The following is a 14,658-nucleotide window of genomic DNA, read 5'->3' as shown; positions in this document are numbered from 1 at the left end:
TATTCATCTATCACGACCTCCCATATATGAAAAAGCGACTAGAGCTGAAGCCCTAGCCGATCAGTTCCGATTATTTTTTTGCTGCTGCGCGTGCTGTAGTCGCTTTTGCAGTTGCTTTCTTGCTAGTCGCAAGACCTACGATCTTAGCGTGTGCCGCTTCTTGTAGGAACTCTAGCGTATACTCGCCGACGATCATTCCTTGCATGTAATCACCTTTCTTACCTAAGTAAGTGTGTGCGAATTCACGCGTTTGTAGTGGGCGAATGTCGATACGGTTTGCATCGATGATTAATACCTCGCCCGCAGGCATGTTGTTATTTAGTAAGATCTCAGCGTTACCGAAGTCAGAAACGTAGTGATCTACCACTTGACCGCGGCCGTTGTCTTGGCGAGTTAAGCGGATATTCGCATTACCGAATTGAGAGATCGCAATTTTTTGTGTAGCACCTACTACGATTTTGTAGTTACCGCCTTGATTGAATCCGCCCGCTTCGAAGATCATTCGGAAAGCATTGATTAAGTGCTCGTCCGAAATATCTGCGCCGCCCGCAGGGATTACGTTAGTTTCGATGAATGAGCGAATACCGCGCATCATACGTTTATTCCCTTGCTCGTATTTGATACCGTTGATTACCGCCTTTTCTAATGCTAGCGCTAATTCTAGTTGTTTCTTTTGCTTCTCTTTTTCGTACTCGTTATCAACGCCATACTGAGCGACCGCCATTGCCGTACCTGTGATTTCTACAGTTTCGTCGAATATTTGAGTAATGTTAGATACACGCTTACGTGGCTTGTGACGACCGTCGCGAGCGTCTGACCCTTCTTCACCTTCTACGAACATTACTTCTACTACTTCGCCCACTTCCGCAGTACCCACAGCAGTATCAGCATAACCACGAACTACTGTTAACTTTTCGCCTTCGACTTTAGCTACTAAGATCAACTCTTCGCCGATACGAATTACTTGACGAGATCGGAATGCTTCGCCGCTTTCTACTTCTACAGTTGTGTCGTCAGCAGTTAGAGCTTTTGTCAATGCGCTCTCTTGTGCGAACATTTCGTCTTCGAACCATACGTGCTCGACGTTAGTTACTGGGCTACCGAATTGCACTAGGTTTAACATTGGTGTTTGTAGTGGATTTAATAGTAAAAACTCGTCTACTACCGATTCTTTCTTTCCTACTAAGTCCTCTGTATAGATCTTTGTCATTTATAAAACCCCCTGATATTTTTGTAATAGAAAAAGCCGCCCGCAAAAGGCGACTTGATTTGATTTGTGATTTATGTTAAAGGCTTAACGCCCTAACTTCTTTTTCATTTGCGCATACTTGACCTTATCTTCGATGCGACCGTAACGGCGAACATTTGACGCTAACTCTTCTAGAATTTGCTCGTCAGTCTTTTCGAGTGGTTTCTTCGCACCATTCGAAGCGCCGCCGATTTCCTTCTGCTTTACTTCTTTTTCCTTAACTAAGTAAGGGCGATCTTTCGCTAGCTTTTCGACGATCTCGGCAATCTTTTCGACTTCCGTTTCGTCATTAAAACCCGCTAACATTCGAGCATCTTGTAAATACTCTTCGGGAATGTTTGCTGCTTTCGCTGCTGCGTTGAATGCGTTCGTCACTTTCGTTTCACGATCCGCCTTCTCTAATGCTACGATGCGTGCCTGTGCTGCTGCGATCTCTTCGTCTTTCTTCGCTGCAATCTCTTTCGCCTTTTCTAGCTCGTCCAGTTTTGCGAGACGTGCTTCTTCGGCTGCTTGATCTGCCGCTTCTGCTTTCGCTTTTAATTCGTCGTAATCTGCGAACTTTTCTTTTACCTTGTTCTTATTACGTACGATAAGTGCGTCTAGTTCGGATTGCTTTAGTGTGACAACTTTTTCGTCGTCTTTAAGCTCGTCCGTTTTGATTTCTTCTTGGATTTCCTCTTCGTGAGTTTGGTTATCTAATTTCTCTGTCATTCTGATACCCCCGTTTTAAACCCGTCGGTTATAAATTCCGATGCTTAACCCCGTCGTAAGGCTTGTTTTTTATCTCTTTCCTCATACTATAGGTACAACTAATCGATCGTTTGTTGTATACATTGCGTAAACTTTTTAACTTTTTTCTTCATTTCTTAAATTTGGATCGCGTCCGCCTACTTTTTCCGCAGCTTCTCCGATAATCTGCTGCCTTTTCGCAAGTTCCTTCGAGTGATCGTCTAGTTTATCGTAATCACGAAACGGCACGATATGATGTTTGCAATTCGGGTGGAAAATCTGCCCTGTTGCTTTCAACTCGTCGTACGTGGGGTATGATCCTTCGGCTTCGGCCTTTAGTTTAATGATCCGCCCTTGATGGAATCGACACGCATCTTTTGTAGATCCGTTGAATGAGATCGTCGCATAATAAGCGCCTCGACTGATCGCCTCGTTTTCCGTAGCTTGTTTTTGGATCTCAATTAGTTTCGTACGTGCTAGCATTTCCGTATAGTGCTCGACCGACCAACGGCGACCGCTCTTGTCGATGATCCCAGTATCAACGGAATCTTTAAGTTGCTGCTTTAGCTCGTTGATCTTTTCTTTCATCTGATCCGACATAACGGTAGAATTACGAGACGTTGCGATCCCTGTCGCTATAACCTCGGCTGATACGGCGCGTATACCTCGCTGCATTTCCGTAGCCATGTTATCGGTAATCGCAAGAACGTTTTTCATCGTGTCCGCTGCTGCTACTCGTGCCATATCTGCGTTTGTCTGACTAAATCGAGCAATTCGATAGGCAGCTTCGATCGTGTCCGCGTATCCTAGCGCATGTAGCGTTTGTGCGATTCCCTCTTTCGCAGCAAGTGGGACATTTTCTTTGATCCACTCGTCCGCTTCTTTGTCTACCTTGATAAGCTTTAATTGAATATTATGCATAAGTGCAATTCCAGTCGCTCTATTCAGATCAGCGATTTCCATCTGATCGATTTGTGCCTGCATGTTCTGTAATGCCCGTCTATAAATGCGGACAAGCCGCCCAACGTTATATACGTAAGACGGCTCGATTCGCTTATCATTCATTTACTTTTTCGTCCTCTTCATTCATTGGAAGATCTAGTTCGATTTCGCTTTCTTCGTTGAAGACGTTAGGCGTTGCAGGCTTTAACGCTTTTTCATCTTCTAGAATTCTATCGACTACGGCCTTCGCTTGAATGTCGTCTAGACTATCCATTTCTTTGATAGCAGTTAATCGATCGATCGTAGGAAGACCACCAGTACGGATCTGCATGATTTCCGCTTGCTCTTTCTCGTTCGCAGGCAATCCGTCTCTCCATCTGATTTTCGGGTAAATCGCTTCGTAATGCTCGAATGATCCTTCGTTTGCGTAGTTCTCTAGTAACTGGGCGCAATATAACGAGTCTCTGAAAGCACGGTCTACGTTCGTACGAACACGTTTGACTTTCGATAGGATCGGCATAAATCTTGCTTTGATCGCTGAACCGTCCGTATGTGACGTCCCAGTCCCGCCGACGTTACCGATCGATGTACCGAATAACCATTGTGGCGTCTCTGAGATTTGGAAAACTAGATTGATTAACGTCTCTAGTTGCTTGAACGCGTCTGTTAGCTTTCCGTCCCACGTCATATAAGCGGGTGCGACTTCTCCGTCTCTTACTGGAATATAACGGCCACCCCACGTAAGATTGACGTTTTGTAAGTCTACGCCGTATGCGGTAGGATCGCTATGTTTCATTAAGATATAGTCGATCTGAGTTAAGCGGTCATTGATCGCATAGATTAACGATTTGACTTTCTTCGTTGTACTAATGCCTCGCCAGTGTGTATCGGTTGCCTTGTACGGAATATGTCGTACTAGGATCATAGGTACGCCCGTTTCTACTACTCTGAAACCTTCGTGTACTTCGTCTAAAATCTCATATTGTGGCTGATTAATGCCGTACTTCGTAATGATGTTGGGTTTCGAGGATAGTCGGAATCTTCTATAATGAATGTATCCTGCGATATGGCGTTCTACATTCAGATATGGCGTTTCGCTTCCGTCCTTTTGTATAACCCATTCGATCGCCGCAATATTTACGGCCTTGAATTTCTTCTTTGATCCTCGCGCTAACTCAGGGAATACAGTCGATGGATCTTGCGACTCGATGATCGCTTCCATTTCGACGCCCTTCGGAATGTACGGCAGTTCGCTAAAGTCTTGACGGTATGAGAAATACGTCTTAATGAACGAATCCCCTCGGAAACCTGCGCCCACGACTAATTCTTGACCTAACGCAGAAAGATCGTTCTCTTCTACGATTGCGGATAATCGCTGCTGCTCGATCGAATCGGGATCTAGGCCACTTTCGAACGTTGGATCTTCGTTAAACATAAGATCAGCGGGCTTGTGGACGATAATGTCGAGAAGATTGACCGCTAGATATAACGAATTTAATCGTTCTGCGTGCGGTGTATCCTTTAACATTTCCTGCGCTCGCTTAGGTAGCGTTTTGAATTCTCCTTCATACAGTCGCTTACCTGTCTCGTAATCTGCTAGACGCTCTAGATCGTCCGTCGGCGGAAATAGCTTCCCGACTTCGAATAAGGTGTCATTCGGTTTGAATTCCGTTTCTTGTGTGCTATCGTGCTTGTCATGAAAATTATGATTCGTCATTCTATCGCCTCCTATATAAATAAAAGAGCGCCCTTATAGAGCACTGCAATTAAATAACCGTGCCTTCGTAGTACACCTTTTCCAGTTCGTGAACATGTACATCGAAGTTATACTTCTCTAATGCTTCGCGACCTTCTAAGAATGCATGACATGATTCGGTTAACATGATATTTCGTGGTAGATCCGTATTATCGTCGAATAAGATTACTGGACGTTGTACGGCCGATGCTGCTCCTAGTTCCCAGTTTGTGCCGCTATCAGTCGAATGAACTGCGACAACGATATCGCACTTTAAGATCTCGTGACAGTCGTTTAAATACGTAGCTTTTCGCCACTCTACCGATCCGAATTCTAAATGTTCATTTTGATGTTCGCGAGGGCTAAATACTTCTAGGCCTTTATCGCGTAATACCTTTTCTACGAATGCAACGCATTCGATCTCTTCGTCATTGAAGAACGGCGATGCCAGGTAGACTTTTAACGGTCGTTTCGGTAATTTAAGAACATTGTTATGATTAACGTAAGATGCTTTGATTTTTGCCATATTTAACAACCTCCGATTTTCATGTTAGGGAAGACCGCCCGAAGGCGTATCTTCCCTACATGTACATAAACGCTAGACTATAACCAAATAGGCTTATCTCGCATAACGGATCGTGGACGTGCGACGTGCTCTACAGACATTTGAAGGGCGTCGGCAGAATCTACATAGTCACCGTAAGGATATGCGTCTAGCTGATCTAGTAATAGTTTGTGATGTCTATTAAAGATCAACGTTTTGTTAACACAATACGGCTCTAGTGACTCGATGCGCTGCTCTTTCGAAGACTTGTGCCCTTTAACGTCGATTACTTTCGTAGAATACAATCCCTGACGTGGCAACTCTTCTTGTAATTGACGGTAGAACTCGTGCTGCGCGTTGATCGTCTCGACGACGAGTAGGTTTGGTCGATATGCTCGCACACGATCGATAATGCCCTTCATGAACTTGTGCGGAGGCTCTTTGGTTGCATACTCGTCCAACACAAAAATACGCCCTGACGCTTCGTGACGTCCCGTTATTACTAACGAGTTGTAACACGAGCGGGCGCTTTTACCCATTGCGATATCCCACGCGGCCGATATTGACATATCGCGTAGTCTATACGTTTCCCCGTCGTATACGCAGGCTCTTTCGCCCGTGAAGTGATCGAAGTCGTATACGTAATACCCGAATTGATCCGTAAAGAAGAACTTTTCATCTTCGCTAAATGCGCGATTTCGATACTCTGAGTTAAACGTCTTCGTACCCATATTGGCTTTACGCTCCATTAACGCTTTATACGTCCAACGCCATTCCCACGCGGTTTCAATGCCTAGCATCATCGCGGTTTTATTCTTTTCGTAAAACTCTTCGGCCTCGCCGTCCGTACCATGCAGGTATTTATCGATGTACTCTTCCCACATCTTCGGAAATTTTGGCTCGGAAACGATCGCATCATAGAAACACGGTCGGAAATCTCGGCGCTTTAATACGTGCGCTAGTAATCCAGTCGCAGAAACCATCGTACCTACTAGAATGTGATTCGTAGTTTTCCCGCCGATCGGTAATACAACGGCGTTATACCAGTCGATCAGCTTTTGTCGAGCTTCTTTAGTACCTTCGTTATTCATAGATGATGGATCATCGACCACGCACGTTGTCGGTCTCAGCGCGCCGTGACGTTTACCACGTAATTGCTTCCCTGATGAACTCGCCTCGACTAATTGATTCGCTCGCGTAATGAAAGAAGACTCATTATCGCGTTCGTTTGCCATTGGGTTTTCATATAGAAGTAATCCGAAGTCCTCGATCAGCTTCTTATTGAATTTAAGCTGCTTATTACACCACCCGATCAACTTTTTCGATAGATCGTCGGTTTCCGAAATTACTAGTATGTAACGATGCGATAACTGACGAAATACTAAGCCCTTCAATACGTACGCATTCGAGAAGACACCCGACTTCGAGTGTCCACGAGGCGCGGCGATCGCTAGGTTTGTACCTGTTCCCGCGTCTACATCGTCACATAATCCGAAGAACTCGCGATGTATTCCCGCCATTTCGTCAAGACCTTGATGCGGTGTACCATCGTCAGAATTTTGAATAATATTATCGTCATTTTCGGGGTTGCATTGATCCGATAGATATTCCATCGTAAAGAATGCGTTATCTACTTCGGCGCGGTGAACGCGCTCTAGTCGAACGAGTTCGTTTTTCTCCCGCATCATCATATCGATATGGTATTCGCTTGCGTTTCCCGATTCGTAAAGATCTAAAAGAGAAGAAAGGCGATCTTTTACGATCGCAATCCTTTCCGCTCTTTCTTCGCGATTTAAAAACTTGCTGCCGATCCACATTATAGATCGCCTTCTTTCGCGCTCTGCGTCATAGCTTTGATTTCCTCTAATTCTTTCGCTAGATCCGCGTTGCTGCGAGCGCCGTCCGTCGTATTGTCTTCGATAACTTTCTTATCAGTAAGTAACGCATGACGTCGGAAGTATAAGTCGATACCTTTGATCGATGGTTGTGCGCCGCCGATCGTACGCATTAACTGTTTATATACGAACGGTCTCATTTCGGCTAGAAACTCGTCCGCGATAATGTTCTTATAGTCGATGAATGCTTTGTTTTTCGTGCGCCATTTGTACAGGCACATGCGAGTAATCCCTAGTTCGTTCGCGATTTCCTCCTGCGTCTTGCGATCTTCATCCATCGCTAACTCGTTTTCGACTAACATAAAAGCGGCTTCGCGCTGCTTTAGATTTAACCTTGATTCTAGTTCTTTTTTATTTGCCATTATAAAACCCCCTTAATTTTATTTAAAAATCCGTTGACACCCTCGCGGTATCATGAAATAATGAATGTAACAAAAACACGGAACACGATACATTCAGGGGGTCAACAAATATGAAAGAAGTACAACCAATCAGAAATAAACGCAATATCAACAAAATGAAACGCGCCCTACACGGTCGTAATAAATTGCTTTTCGTTTTAGGAATTAATTTAGGTCTGCGAATCTCGGATCTGCTTTCGTTAAAAGCGTCGGACATTTATACGCCTAGCGGCCGTTTTAAGTCTCATATCGAATTGATCGAGGCCAAAACGAAAAAACGCCGCAAATTGACGATCAGCGACGCAGTTAAAAAAGAGATCAAAGATGCAGGAATTAAGGAATATAGCGAAGAATACCTGTTTCCTTCACGCAAGGGATCGAAGCCGATCGGACGCGTACAGGCTTATCGAATTCTTAACGATGCTGCGGATCGCGCAGGATTAAGCGAGATCGGTACGCATACACTACGTAAAACATTCGGTTACCACGCATATAAAGGCGGCGTCGATATTGCGACATTGCAACGCATTTTCAATCATTCGAGCGAAAAAATTACGCTACATTATATTGGAATCACGCAAGATACAATCGACGAAGTGTATAACACGGTTTCACTATCGTTGTAATAGAAAAAGCGCTACCCACGACGGGCGGCGCTTTATTTGCGTTTATCTCTTCATAATATAGGTACGACTAGCTACGAATTAATTGTATACATCGTGTAAACTATTCTATTTACGCAGCAATCTCGGGCTTTTATGTATATTGTATTATTTGAATAATAATCCATGTGACGTTGGTGTAACATGGCTAGACGTCACACTAACTAGAACTATTAATAAACGATAGCTAGTATATAAATATATCTGATCGTAATAAATTACTCTCAGGGATTACGCAGCAAGTACATAAATGATGCAAGAAAGGCCGACTAGACTGCGTATATTAAGTAATAAAAGATAATGGCCGATAGATTATGCGTTAATTACGATAGAAAAGAATGCGCTAGAAAATACGATATATCTCTTAAATGCCTCATATTCGCTTGTATGACGTTTTATGCACTAGGAATACGATAGGTCTCGAAATGTAGTTAATATCGCTAATTTAGCTAGTTGCGTAATTATAAACGATAGATATGCGTATTTGATCGTTAGGAAGTCGATAGGATCATAAAAAGAGGATTTTCGGTAGGAAGCCGTCGGGATCGTTGGGATTCGATAGGATTTGGCAAATTATATTGAAGTAGGTTGTGTGTATGAGATCGGAAGGTGCTGCGCTAGGATCAACGCCCTGAGTTAAAAATGATGCGCGCTTTTTGAATACCACTGCTGCGAGGGGGGACGGCGGCGGCTTGGGGGGATTCGGAAATTTTCGATTTGGGTTGGCTCGTCGGTGAATATCAAATTCATTTAGATGAATAACGAATACAACAGAATGACATTCTGTTACTTTCAAACTTCTCTTTTAAACGTTGATTTAAAAGCATTCGAAAGACTTTCACAATCAATTTAATTCGATAAAAGTTTTATGCACAAAAAGAAACGTTGATTTAATGCCATTCTTTTAACGCAAGAATTTTCAATCGAATGCATAAAAGAATGAATAAAACTTTCGACTCTTCTTTTCAACCCCCTGAATTTTGAAGTTCTTCTTTCTCAGCGAAGTTTGTTGATGAATTCAATCGCAAATACTTTTCGATAAACATTCGATAACACAACGCACACACTACTAATATATCTATGCGCACATATACCGCCATACTATATCATGTCGTACCGTAGTGCACCGTACACCTATCACTATATAACTGTATGCACTATCGACATATGCAGTACACACAACGTACATTATTATTCGTATGAGATATCTATTATACGTAAACGTACGTACACATACCGCCTATTACTACCGACCTATATACGCCTTGTTATATACCGCTCTATTTAACGTACATTATGCGTGTTGGTAACGTATATCTACCGCACATTTAAATAGTTTACATTGACGTGTATCTATCGCCATTCGATCGAAGTAGTTATGTATTAATTAACGCTACATTTGTCGTTATATTTAGCGATACATTTATCGAAAAATTACATATAAAGCATGTCTTCTATTGTACGTACATACGTTAATATAATGTAAGCACAAATGAAACGGCGGTGATATCGTACATTTGTCGATTGTTTATCGAACATATACCGCACACTTATACGTATATATATAGCGAATAAATATGATTAAATCGGCTTATAATAATAGTATCAATCACGCCGTTTCTTGCAATTTAAAAATATTATTGAAATGTTCGTCATATCAACGTTATAATGAATATGTGCTTGAGAGAGTACAATACTTTCGAAAGGAGGTTACGAAGTGGATATCGTGTTACACTTCATATCGACATACGGATTTGATATCGCTAAATACTTACTACCGTTTATCGCAATCAAATGGGAATTTGAGTACATAAACAAAGATAGTAAGAAAAAGCGTAGATTCAAAATCGCTAGTCGATTCTCAAGAAAGTAAAATAGCGTAGGGCGTGTGACAGCACGCTCTATCTATTACTTAATTATAACACGAAAGATTCACGAATATACTATGAAAAAGAATCGAAATGTAACGTTCCTAATTGTATTCGCATTCGTCTTTATGTGCGTAGCGAAAGCGTTCGGAAACCTATACGTATCATCATTCGGCGTAATCTTCGCCCTATCAGTAGCCGCAGCGGTAATTACCGATATGGTAAAGAGGGAACGCAAGGCATAAAAACAAGGCGAATAATAGCACGAATCATAAAAGGCGGCGATCTGTCAAGAGATCCCCGCCTTTTTTTATTTATATTTACGCCTTCCGTCTCACATGAAACGACTTAATGACGCCCATGTGTACGTATTGCCCTAGTGCCGTAAATAATGCGCCCACTGTTCTACAATGCTTACGTTTGAATGAGTCCATACTTACGCCCGTATATGCGCTATGTCCTTCGATGTATAGTCGCTTACCGTCCGTTACAATCTTGCAGATATCTAAATCATTGCGCCCTCTCACTCTATAAGCAGGGGGGCGCTCCATCTAATTACTACCCTATCGCTGATTTTCGGTTGTCCTTTAATCATTATTAGTTACCGCCCTTCTCTACTAGGTTTAACTCGTAATCGTCACGATCGTATATCTCGACTAACGACGCAGGTTTGTCGTTTCTATAGCGGAAACTACCAGTTCCCATATTAATTAAGTAGTTATCGTTACATACGATATAGTAGCTAGATCGTATTGATCCCGTATGTCGCAGCGATACAATGTTACCGCCTCGTATAGTTCTCGTTCTCTCTTTACTATTTACTTTTACTTTCATTATTTAGCGCCTCCGATCGGTGTTAACGATAGTTTATATTTATCTTTCGGAAATACCTCGAATGCGATTGATTCGCCTGTTAAATTCAGTAGTTTGAACGTACGTGCTTCGCCGATACTCGACTGATCCGATAGTATATAACCGCTCGACTTCGAATCCCCACGCCATTTAATCGATACGATGTCGCCAACCGTAGGTATAAATTGTTTTACCTGTACGTCTAATCCCATATATAACGCCTCATTTCAATTGTATTTTTGCTTACATGTACATAAACGCAGCCGCAGCAGGTCAAAAAGAAAAAGAGCGCCGTTAAGCGCTCCTATAATAAGTCATGTATTCGCTTTGTATGTCTTCGTTACCATTACGGCGCAGCCCAGTCTTTCCGAAGTTACAGAAAGGGCGCAATGCCTTAATTAAGTATGTCTCGTAAATCTCTCTATGACTAATCTTGTTAACGTACATATAGTCGATACGATGTGCCGTACCATTTGCGATTAACTCACGTAATCGTTCGTTAGAACTCGCATGATTTATATGTTGTCCTGTCCGTTTTAATAAGTCGTTTGATATGCCGACATATAACGGATTGCTGAACTTATCATAGAATACATATACACCGCCTACATATTGTAGATCCGCGATCGCTCTCATATCGCTTTTTAGGTGTTTTACGAACACACTTTTTCGTACGCTAGGCGGTTGTATTGCGATCATGCCGTCGTCGTATTCGTTATTTCGTAGTTTCTCTTTAAATTCCGCAGCCTTTTCGAATTCAGCTTTTAAGATCTCATTACGTTCCTGATCCGATACCACGTATCGCCCTTCTTCGTTGATCTTACGCTTTAATCTCGTGATCGTTTCCGAAGGCGTCGCCGTAGCGCAATCGTCGATCGTCGTAATGTTATCGAAGTGCTTCCAGTACATAAGAATAAGTAGTCTATCGTTGATCCTCGTAGCAGGATATTTTCGCAGTATATATTCGACTTTCGATATTTTCGTTTGTAATTTCCCCATTTTCGCCCACCTCTTAGAATGTTATTTTGTTATTTGGTCGCAGCATTCCGCCAACGTGTATCGATGTATCTTTAAATAAGTCCTTACGCCAGTCGCCTTCATATCGCACGATCCTAACGGTACCTTATTCGATTTTCTTCGGATCGCCTGCATTTACCTTTACGCCCTTTTTAATTGCTTCGTTCATGTTCGTTAGTGCGTCCGCGATTTTCTTCGCATCTACTTCTATCTTTACAGGTACATTTATATTGATTTCGCCTTTGATCTGCTCTAGGTGGTTAATTGCTACCGTAGTCGATGCGAATGTTTTCGGGTTATAAATAACCGCCAGTTTATCGTGCTTGCGCTTGTCCGTCTTATTATCGATCACTCGCAGGATCTCGACCATATCGCCGCGTACGTGTCGTTCTACATCTTCGTGATCGTCGAATGTATAGTCACCGCCGCGCTCTACCATTTCGAATGAGATCTTTAATATTGCCTTGTCGCCTGTTTTGAACATATATAACGCCCTCCTATTAAAAAGACGCCCTATTCGGCGTCCCTTTTATTGTGTAATTAATACATACATAAGGATCGCGGCCATTGTGGCCAATACCGCAGATCCTCGTATCAGTCGTTTCTTTACATTTGGCATTATTCTTCTTCGCCTTCTTCTTCTTCATAGGTTACGACGAATTTATCACCACGTAAGCCAGCTTTATACGCAGCTTCCATCATGTCGGGAATATCTAAAACGAAGTCTAGATCACGCTCTAGATTTGCGTCTTCGGGATATTCGTGTAGATCGCCGATACTAATGTCGCAGATCCCTTTCGGCATTTCCATTTCTACATGTGATCCGCTACACATTCCGCCTTCTGTATGTCTTACTACGATCTTAAATTCTTGTTCATTAAGCGCCGTTCGGATCAATTCTTGCGAATCTAGTTCGATTACGTCGTACGTGCCTTTCCGATTGCTCATTTGTCCCATCGAACGACCTAAGAAACTACGATTTAAAAATGCCGCTTGTCCTTTTGCGCCCGTCAATAATTGCCCTGTCTCTTTGCTTACCGCGATATAGATTTTACTCATATATCCGCCTCCTTATCGTTTGTGCTTACATGTACATAAACGCAAAAAAGACGCCCTACGCGGCGTCCCTTGTCTCGATCTTCCATAATTCATTATGTATGTGATTCGCAATATCATCGAACCATGCAGCGGTACATTTACGATTTTCAAATAGATCATATACACGCTCTAGCAATTTCATGTACTTTTCGATCATTTTACGTTACCTCCTTCGATTAATCTCACGTTAGTAATTTCGTCGTGTCCGTCGCAGAATGTAACTTCGATCTTATCGCCTACCTCTAATGTACGAACGACCTCGAAGATGTCGTCTTCATATAACACTACGTCGCCGTTTTCGTTTTCCGCCCAGATTTCGGAATCTGTATGATTTAATGCGGATACTGTATATTGTTCTTTCGTAAAATTGCCGTCATATACGTCCGTATTTGCGCAACCTCCGATCGTTAGGACAATGATTGCAGCAGTTGTCAATTTCGTGATTTTCTTTAACATATGATCGACCACTTTCGATTTAATAGAATATTTTACGAACCGCACGTCTTTTGATCGCTCTAGGCGTATATCGTTTCCACGGTTTCAATTTGTAGAATAAGTCGTACGGCATCGGAACGAAGATAACGTCAGGTTGTGCCGCAGCTTCTTGCATCGGTGCGGTCAATTCGATTGAGCCGCCGTGATAACGCGTATTTAGTTTCGTTGTGATCTCAGATACTAAAAGCTCGTCGTTTTCCTGTAATAGCGCGCCAACACTTTGTTTTACTTGCTCTTTCTTCATAGTGACCGCTCTCCTTTTGTTATTTCGCATGTTGCTTAATTAAATAAGTAATACGATATCTTGAAGATTTCAATAAAAAGTTAGAACCTACATTAAAGAGGCTCTAACTACTTGCTTATTACTGACTTCTACCCACAATTTAAATGGTTGGGTATTACTATATACTTCGACTATATTAACACCGTCATCGAGTCGATAATCTTCATCGATCGGGTTACTATTTACACGAATGTTTTCCCAGTCGCATAAGTTAGCGTATTCGGCTTTCGTTAGATCAAGATAGTTAGCTTTAAGAACTTTTCGTACGTGCGGCTTTCTTCTGAAATACGCGAGTAACTGTCCTAGTGTCATTACGCAGCTACCTTTGATCGTGTGATCTTGCTAGATTGCGTCGCCTTGCGGTACGCCTCGTTCTCGCTCGCTAACTTTGCGTCTTTACGCTTATTTACGCTATCCTCTTCGTACGGGCGCAGAATACGTCGTGTAGGTTTGCGATAGTTCATATCGTCAGCACCAACCGTTCTACATGCGCGTTGTACATCTACCGTAATTTCTCCACGACTGATGATGCGGTTTTTCGCCTGATTGTCCGTCATTACTGGGTACTCTTCTAAAGTCATTTTATCGACGCGTGTATCGCCCTCTAGCGATTCGTATAGAATATGATCCGCTAGATATTCAAGTACGCCGATCATTTTATTTTTATCGTTGCGTAGTCGTACGTCCGCAGGCGGTTTTCCGACCTGTTTAATGTATTGATCCGTTAAGAATTCCACCGCAGCCATACGATCATGAATCGGTAGCATTAGATCAACTAGTTTGCGAGCCTCTTCGACGAAGACCGTTTTAAAGTCGCCGACAAACATTCTCGTGAAATTGAGTTTATATTCTTCGATGTTAGTAATTTGCTTTTCCATATGTAGCCCT

20 protein-coding genes are annotated in these 14,658 nt (G+C 42.5%); 3 read left to right on the top strand and 17 right to left on the bottom strand.

Annotated features, from left to right (window positions below; translation table 11 throughout):
* Window positions 1–70: 70 nt before the first annotated feature.
* From ACQGSG_RS06105 to ACQGSG_RS06075, 7 genes are all read right to left on the bottom strand, one after another.
* Window positions 71–1,210, bottom strand: a complete 1,140-nt coding sequence (locus ACQGSG_RS06105) for an SU10 major capsid protein (RefSeq protein WP_325843080.1) — start codon at window positions 1,208–1,210, stop codon at window positions 71–73.
* Window positions 1,211–1,294: 84 nt separating this feature from the next.
* On the bottom strand, window positions 1,295–1,960 hold the full coding sequence (locus ACQGSG_RS06100) for a hypothetical protein (protein ID WP_325843081.1): 666 nt from the start codon (window positions 1,958–1,960) through the stop codon (window positions 1,295–1,297).
* 135 nt (window positions 1,961–2,095) lie between these two features.
* On the bottom strand, window positions 2,096–3,043 hold the full coding sequence (locus tag ACQGSG_RS06095) for a phage minor capsid protein (RefSeq protein WP_325843082.1): 948 nt from the start codon (window positions 3,041–3,043) through the stop codon (window positions 2,096–2,098).
* The gene (locus ACQGSG_RS06090; RefSeq protein ID WP_226800216.1) at window positions 3,036–3,716 is read right to left on the bottom strand and encodes a phage portal protein; all 681 of its coding nucleotides are present in this window, start codon (window positions 3,714–3,716) and stop codon (window positions 3,036–3,038) included. Before ACQGSG_RS06090 ends, ACQGSG_RS06095 begins: the two co-directional genes overlap by 8 nt.
* Window positions 3,717–4,686: 970 nt before the next feature.
* Window positions 4,687–5,181, bottom strand: coding sequence for a nucleoside 2-deoxyribosyltransferase (locus tag ACQGSG_RS06085; protein WP_061655958.1), 495 nt, complete (start codon window positions 5,179–5,181; stop codon window positions 4,687–4,689).
* Window positions 5,182–5,258: 77 nt separating this feature from the next.
* Window positions 5,259–7,016 carry a phage terminase large subunit gene (gene terL, locus ACQGSG_RS06080; RefSeq protein ID WP_098605748.1) on the bottom strand — a complete coding sequence of 586 codons (1,758 nt, stop codon included), beginning with the start codon at window positions 7,014–7,016 and terminating at the stop codon, window positions 5,259–5,261.
* The gene (locus tag ACQGSG_RS06075) at window positions 7,016–7,456 is read right to left on the bottom strand and encodes a phBC6A51 family helix-turn-helix protein (protein WP_325843083.1); all 441 of its coding nucleotides are present in this window, start codon (window positions 7,454–7,456) and stop codon (window positions 7,016–7,018) included. The genes terL and ACQGSG_RS06075 overlap by 1 nt, the downstream gene beginning before the upstream one ends.
* Before the next feature lie 110 nt (window positions 7,457–7,566).
* Here ACQGSG_RS06075 and ACQGSG_RS06070 point away from each other — a divergent pair, with 110 nt between their 5' ends.
* The 3 genes from ACQGSG_RS06070 to ACQGSG_RS06060 all read left to right on the top strand — a co-directional run bounded on the left by ACQGSG_RS06070 (window position 7,567) and on the right by ACQGSG_RS06060 (window position 10,270).
* On the top strand, window positions 7,567–8,121 hold the full coding sequence (locus tag ACQGSG_RS06070) for a tyrosine-type recombinase/integrase (protein ID WP_098605747.1): 555 nt from the start codon (window positions 7,567–7,569) through the stop codon (window positions 8,119–8,121).
* A gap of 1,753 nt (window positions 8,122–9,874) precedes the next feature.
* A complete protein-coding gene (locus ACQGSG_RS06065) occupies window positions 9,875–10,030 on the top strand; it encodes a hypothetical protein (protein ID WP_180232745.1) in 156 nt (51 codons plus the stop codon).
* A gap of 72 nt (window positions 10,031–10,102) precedes the next feature.
* Complete coding sequence (locus ACQGSG_RS06060; protein ID WP_180227087.1) at window positions 10,103–10,270, top strand: hypothetical protein; 168 nt, start codon at window positions 10,103–10,105, stop codon at window positions 10,268–10,270.
* Window positions 10,271–10,622: 352 nt separating this feature from the next.
* Here ACQGSG_RS06060 and ACQGSG_RS06055 read toward each other — a convergent pair whose 3' ends face one another.
* From ACQGSG_RS06055 to ACQGSG_RS06010, 10 genes are all read right to left on the bottom strand, one after another.
* On the bottom strand, window positions 10,623–10,859 hold the full coding sequence (locus ACQGSG_RS06055; RefSeq protein WP_098605624.1) for a hypothetical protein: 237 nt from the start codon (window positions 10,857–10,859) through the stop codon (window positions 10,623–10,625).
* Window positions 10,859–11,089, bottom strand: a complete 231-nt coding sequence (locus ACQGSG_RS06050) for a hypothetical protein (RefSeq protein ID WP_098605625.1) — start codon at window positions 11,087–11,089, stop codon at window positions 10,859–10,861. Before ACQGSG_RS06050 ends, ACQGSG_RS06055 begins: the two co-directional genes overlap by 1 nt.
* 82 nt (window positions 11,090–11,171) lie before the next feature.
* The gene (locus ACQGSG_RS06045; protein ID WP_098605626.1) at window positions 11,172–11,876 is read right to left on the bottom strand and encodes a nucleotide excision repair endonuclease; all 705 of its coding nucleotides are present in this window, start codon (window positions 11,874–11,876) and stop codon (window positions 11,172–11,174) included.
* Window positions 11,877–12,000: 124 nt separating this feature from the next.
* Window positions 12,001–12,378 carry a hypothetical protein gene (locus ACQGSG_RS06040; protein ID WP_098605627.1) on the bottom strand — a complete coding sequence of 126 codons (378 nt, stop codon included), beginning with the start codon at window positions 12,376–12,378 and terminating at the stop codon, window positions 12,001–12,003.
* A gap of 134 nt (window positions 12,379–12,512) precedes the next feature.
* Window positions 12,513–12,953: a hypothetical protein gene (locus tag ACQGSG_RS06035; RefSeq protein ID WP_325842841.1), complete on the bottom strand. Its 441-nt coding sequence runs from the start codon at window positions 12,951–12,953 to the stop codon at window positions 12,513–12,515.
* A gap of 55 nt (window positions 12,954–13,008) precedes the next feature.
* The gene (locus ACQGSG_RS06030; protein ID WP_154695881.1) at window positions 13,009–13,149 is read right to left on the bottom strand and encodes a hypothetical protein; all 141 of its coding nucleotides are present in this window, start codon (window positions 13,147–13,149) and stop codon (window positions 13,009–13,011) included.
* Window positions 13,146–13,448 carry a hypothetical protein gene (locus ACQGSG_RS06025; protein ID WP_098926574.1) on the bottom strand — a complete coding sequence of 101 codons (303 nt, stop codon included), beginning with the start codon at window positions 13,446–13,448 and terminating at the stop codon, window positions 13,146–13,148. Before ACQGSG_RS06025 ends, ACQGSG_RS06030 begins: the two co-directional genes overlap by 4 nt.
* Before the next feature lie 19 nt (window positions 13,449–13,467).
* Window positions 13,468–13,761 carry a hypothetical protein gene (locus ACQGSG_RS06020; protein WP_325842840.1) on the bottom strand — a complete coding sequence of 98 codons (294 nt, stop codon included), beginning with the start codon at window positions 13,759–13,761 and terminating at the stop codon, window positions 13,468–13,470.
* A 57-nt stretch (window positions 13,762–13,818) separates the two neighbouring features.
* On the bottom strand, window positions 13,819–14,082 hold the full coding sequence (locus ACQGSG_RS06015; protein ID WP_098605631.1) for a hypothetical protein: 264 nt from the start codon (window positions 14,080–14,082) through the stop codon (window positions 13,819–13,821).
* Complete coding sequence (locus tag ACQGSG_RS06010) at window positions 14,082–14,648, bottom strand: hypothetical protein (protein ID WP_098605632.1); 567 nt, start codon at window positions 14,646–14,648, stop codon at window positions 14,082–14,084. The genes ACQGSG_RS06015 and ACQGSG_RS06010 overlap by 1 nt, the downstream gene beginning before the upstream one ends.
* Between the last annotated feature and the right edge of the window lie 10 nt (window positions 14,649–14,658).

The sequence above is a fragment of the Bacillus sp. GMa5/1 genome, assembly GCF_050172015.1.
GTDB classification, from domain to species: domain Bacteria; phylum Bacillota; class Bacilli; order Bacillales; family Bacillaceae_G; genus Bacillus_A; species Bacillus_A cereus.
Note: the sequence above shows the minus strand (reverse complement) of the source record. Positions and strands in the feature narration are given on the sequence as shown.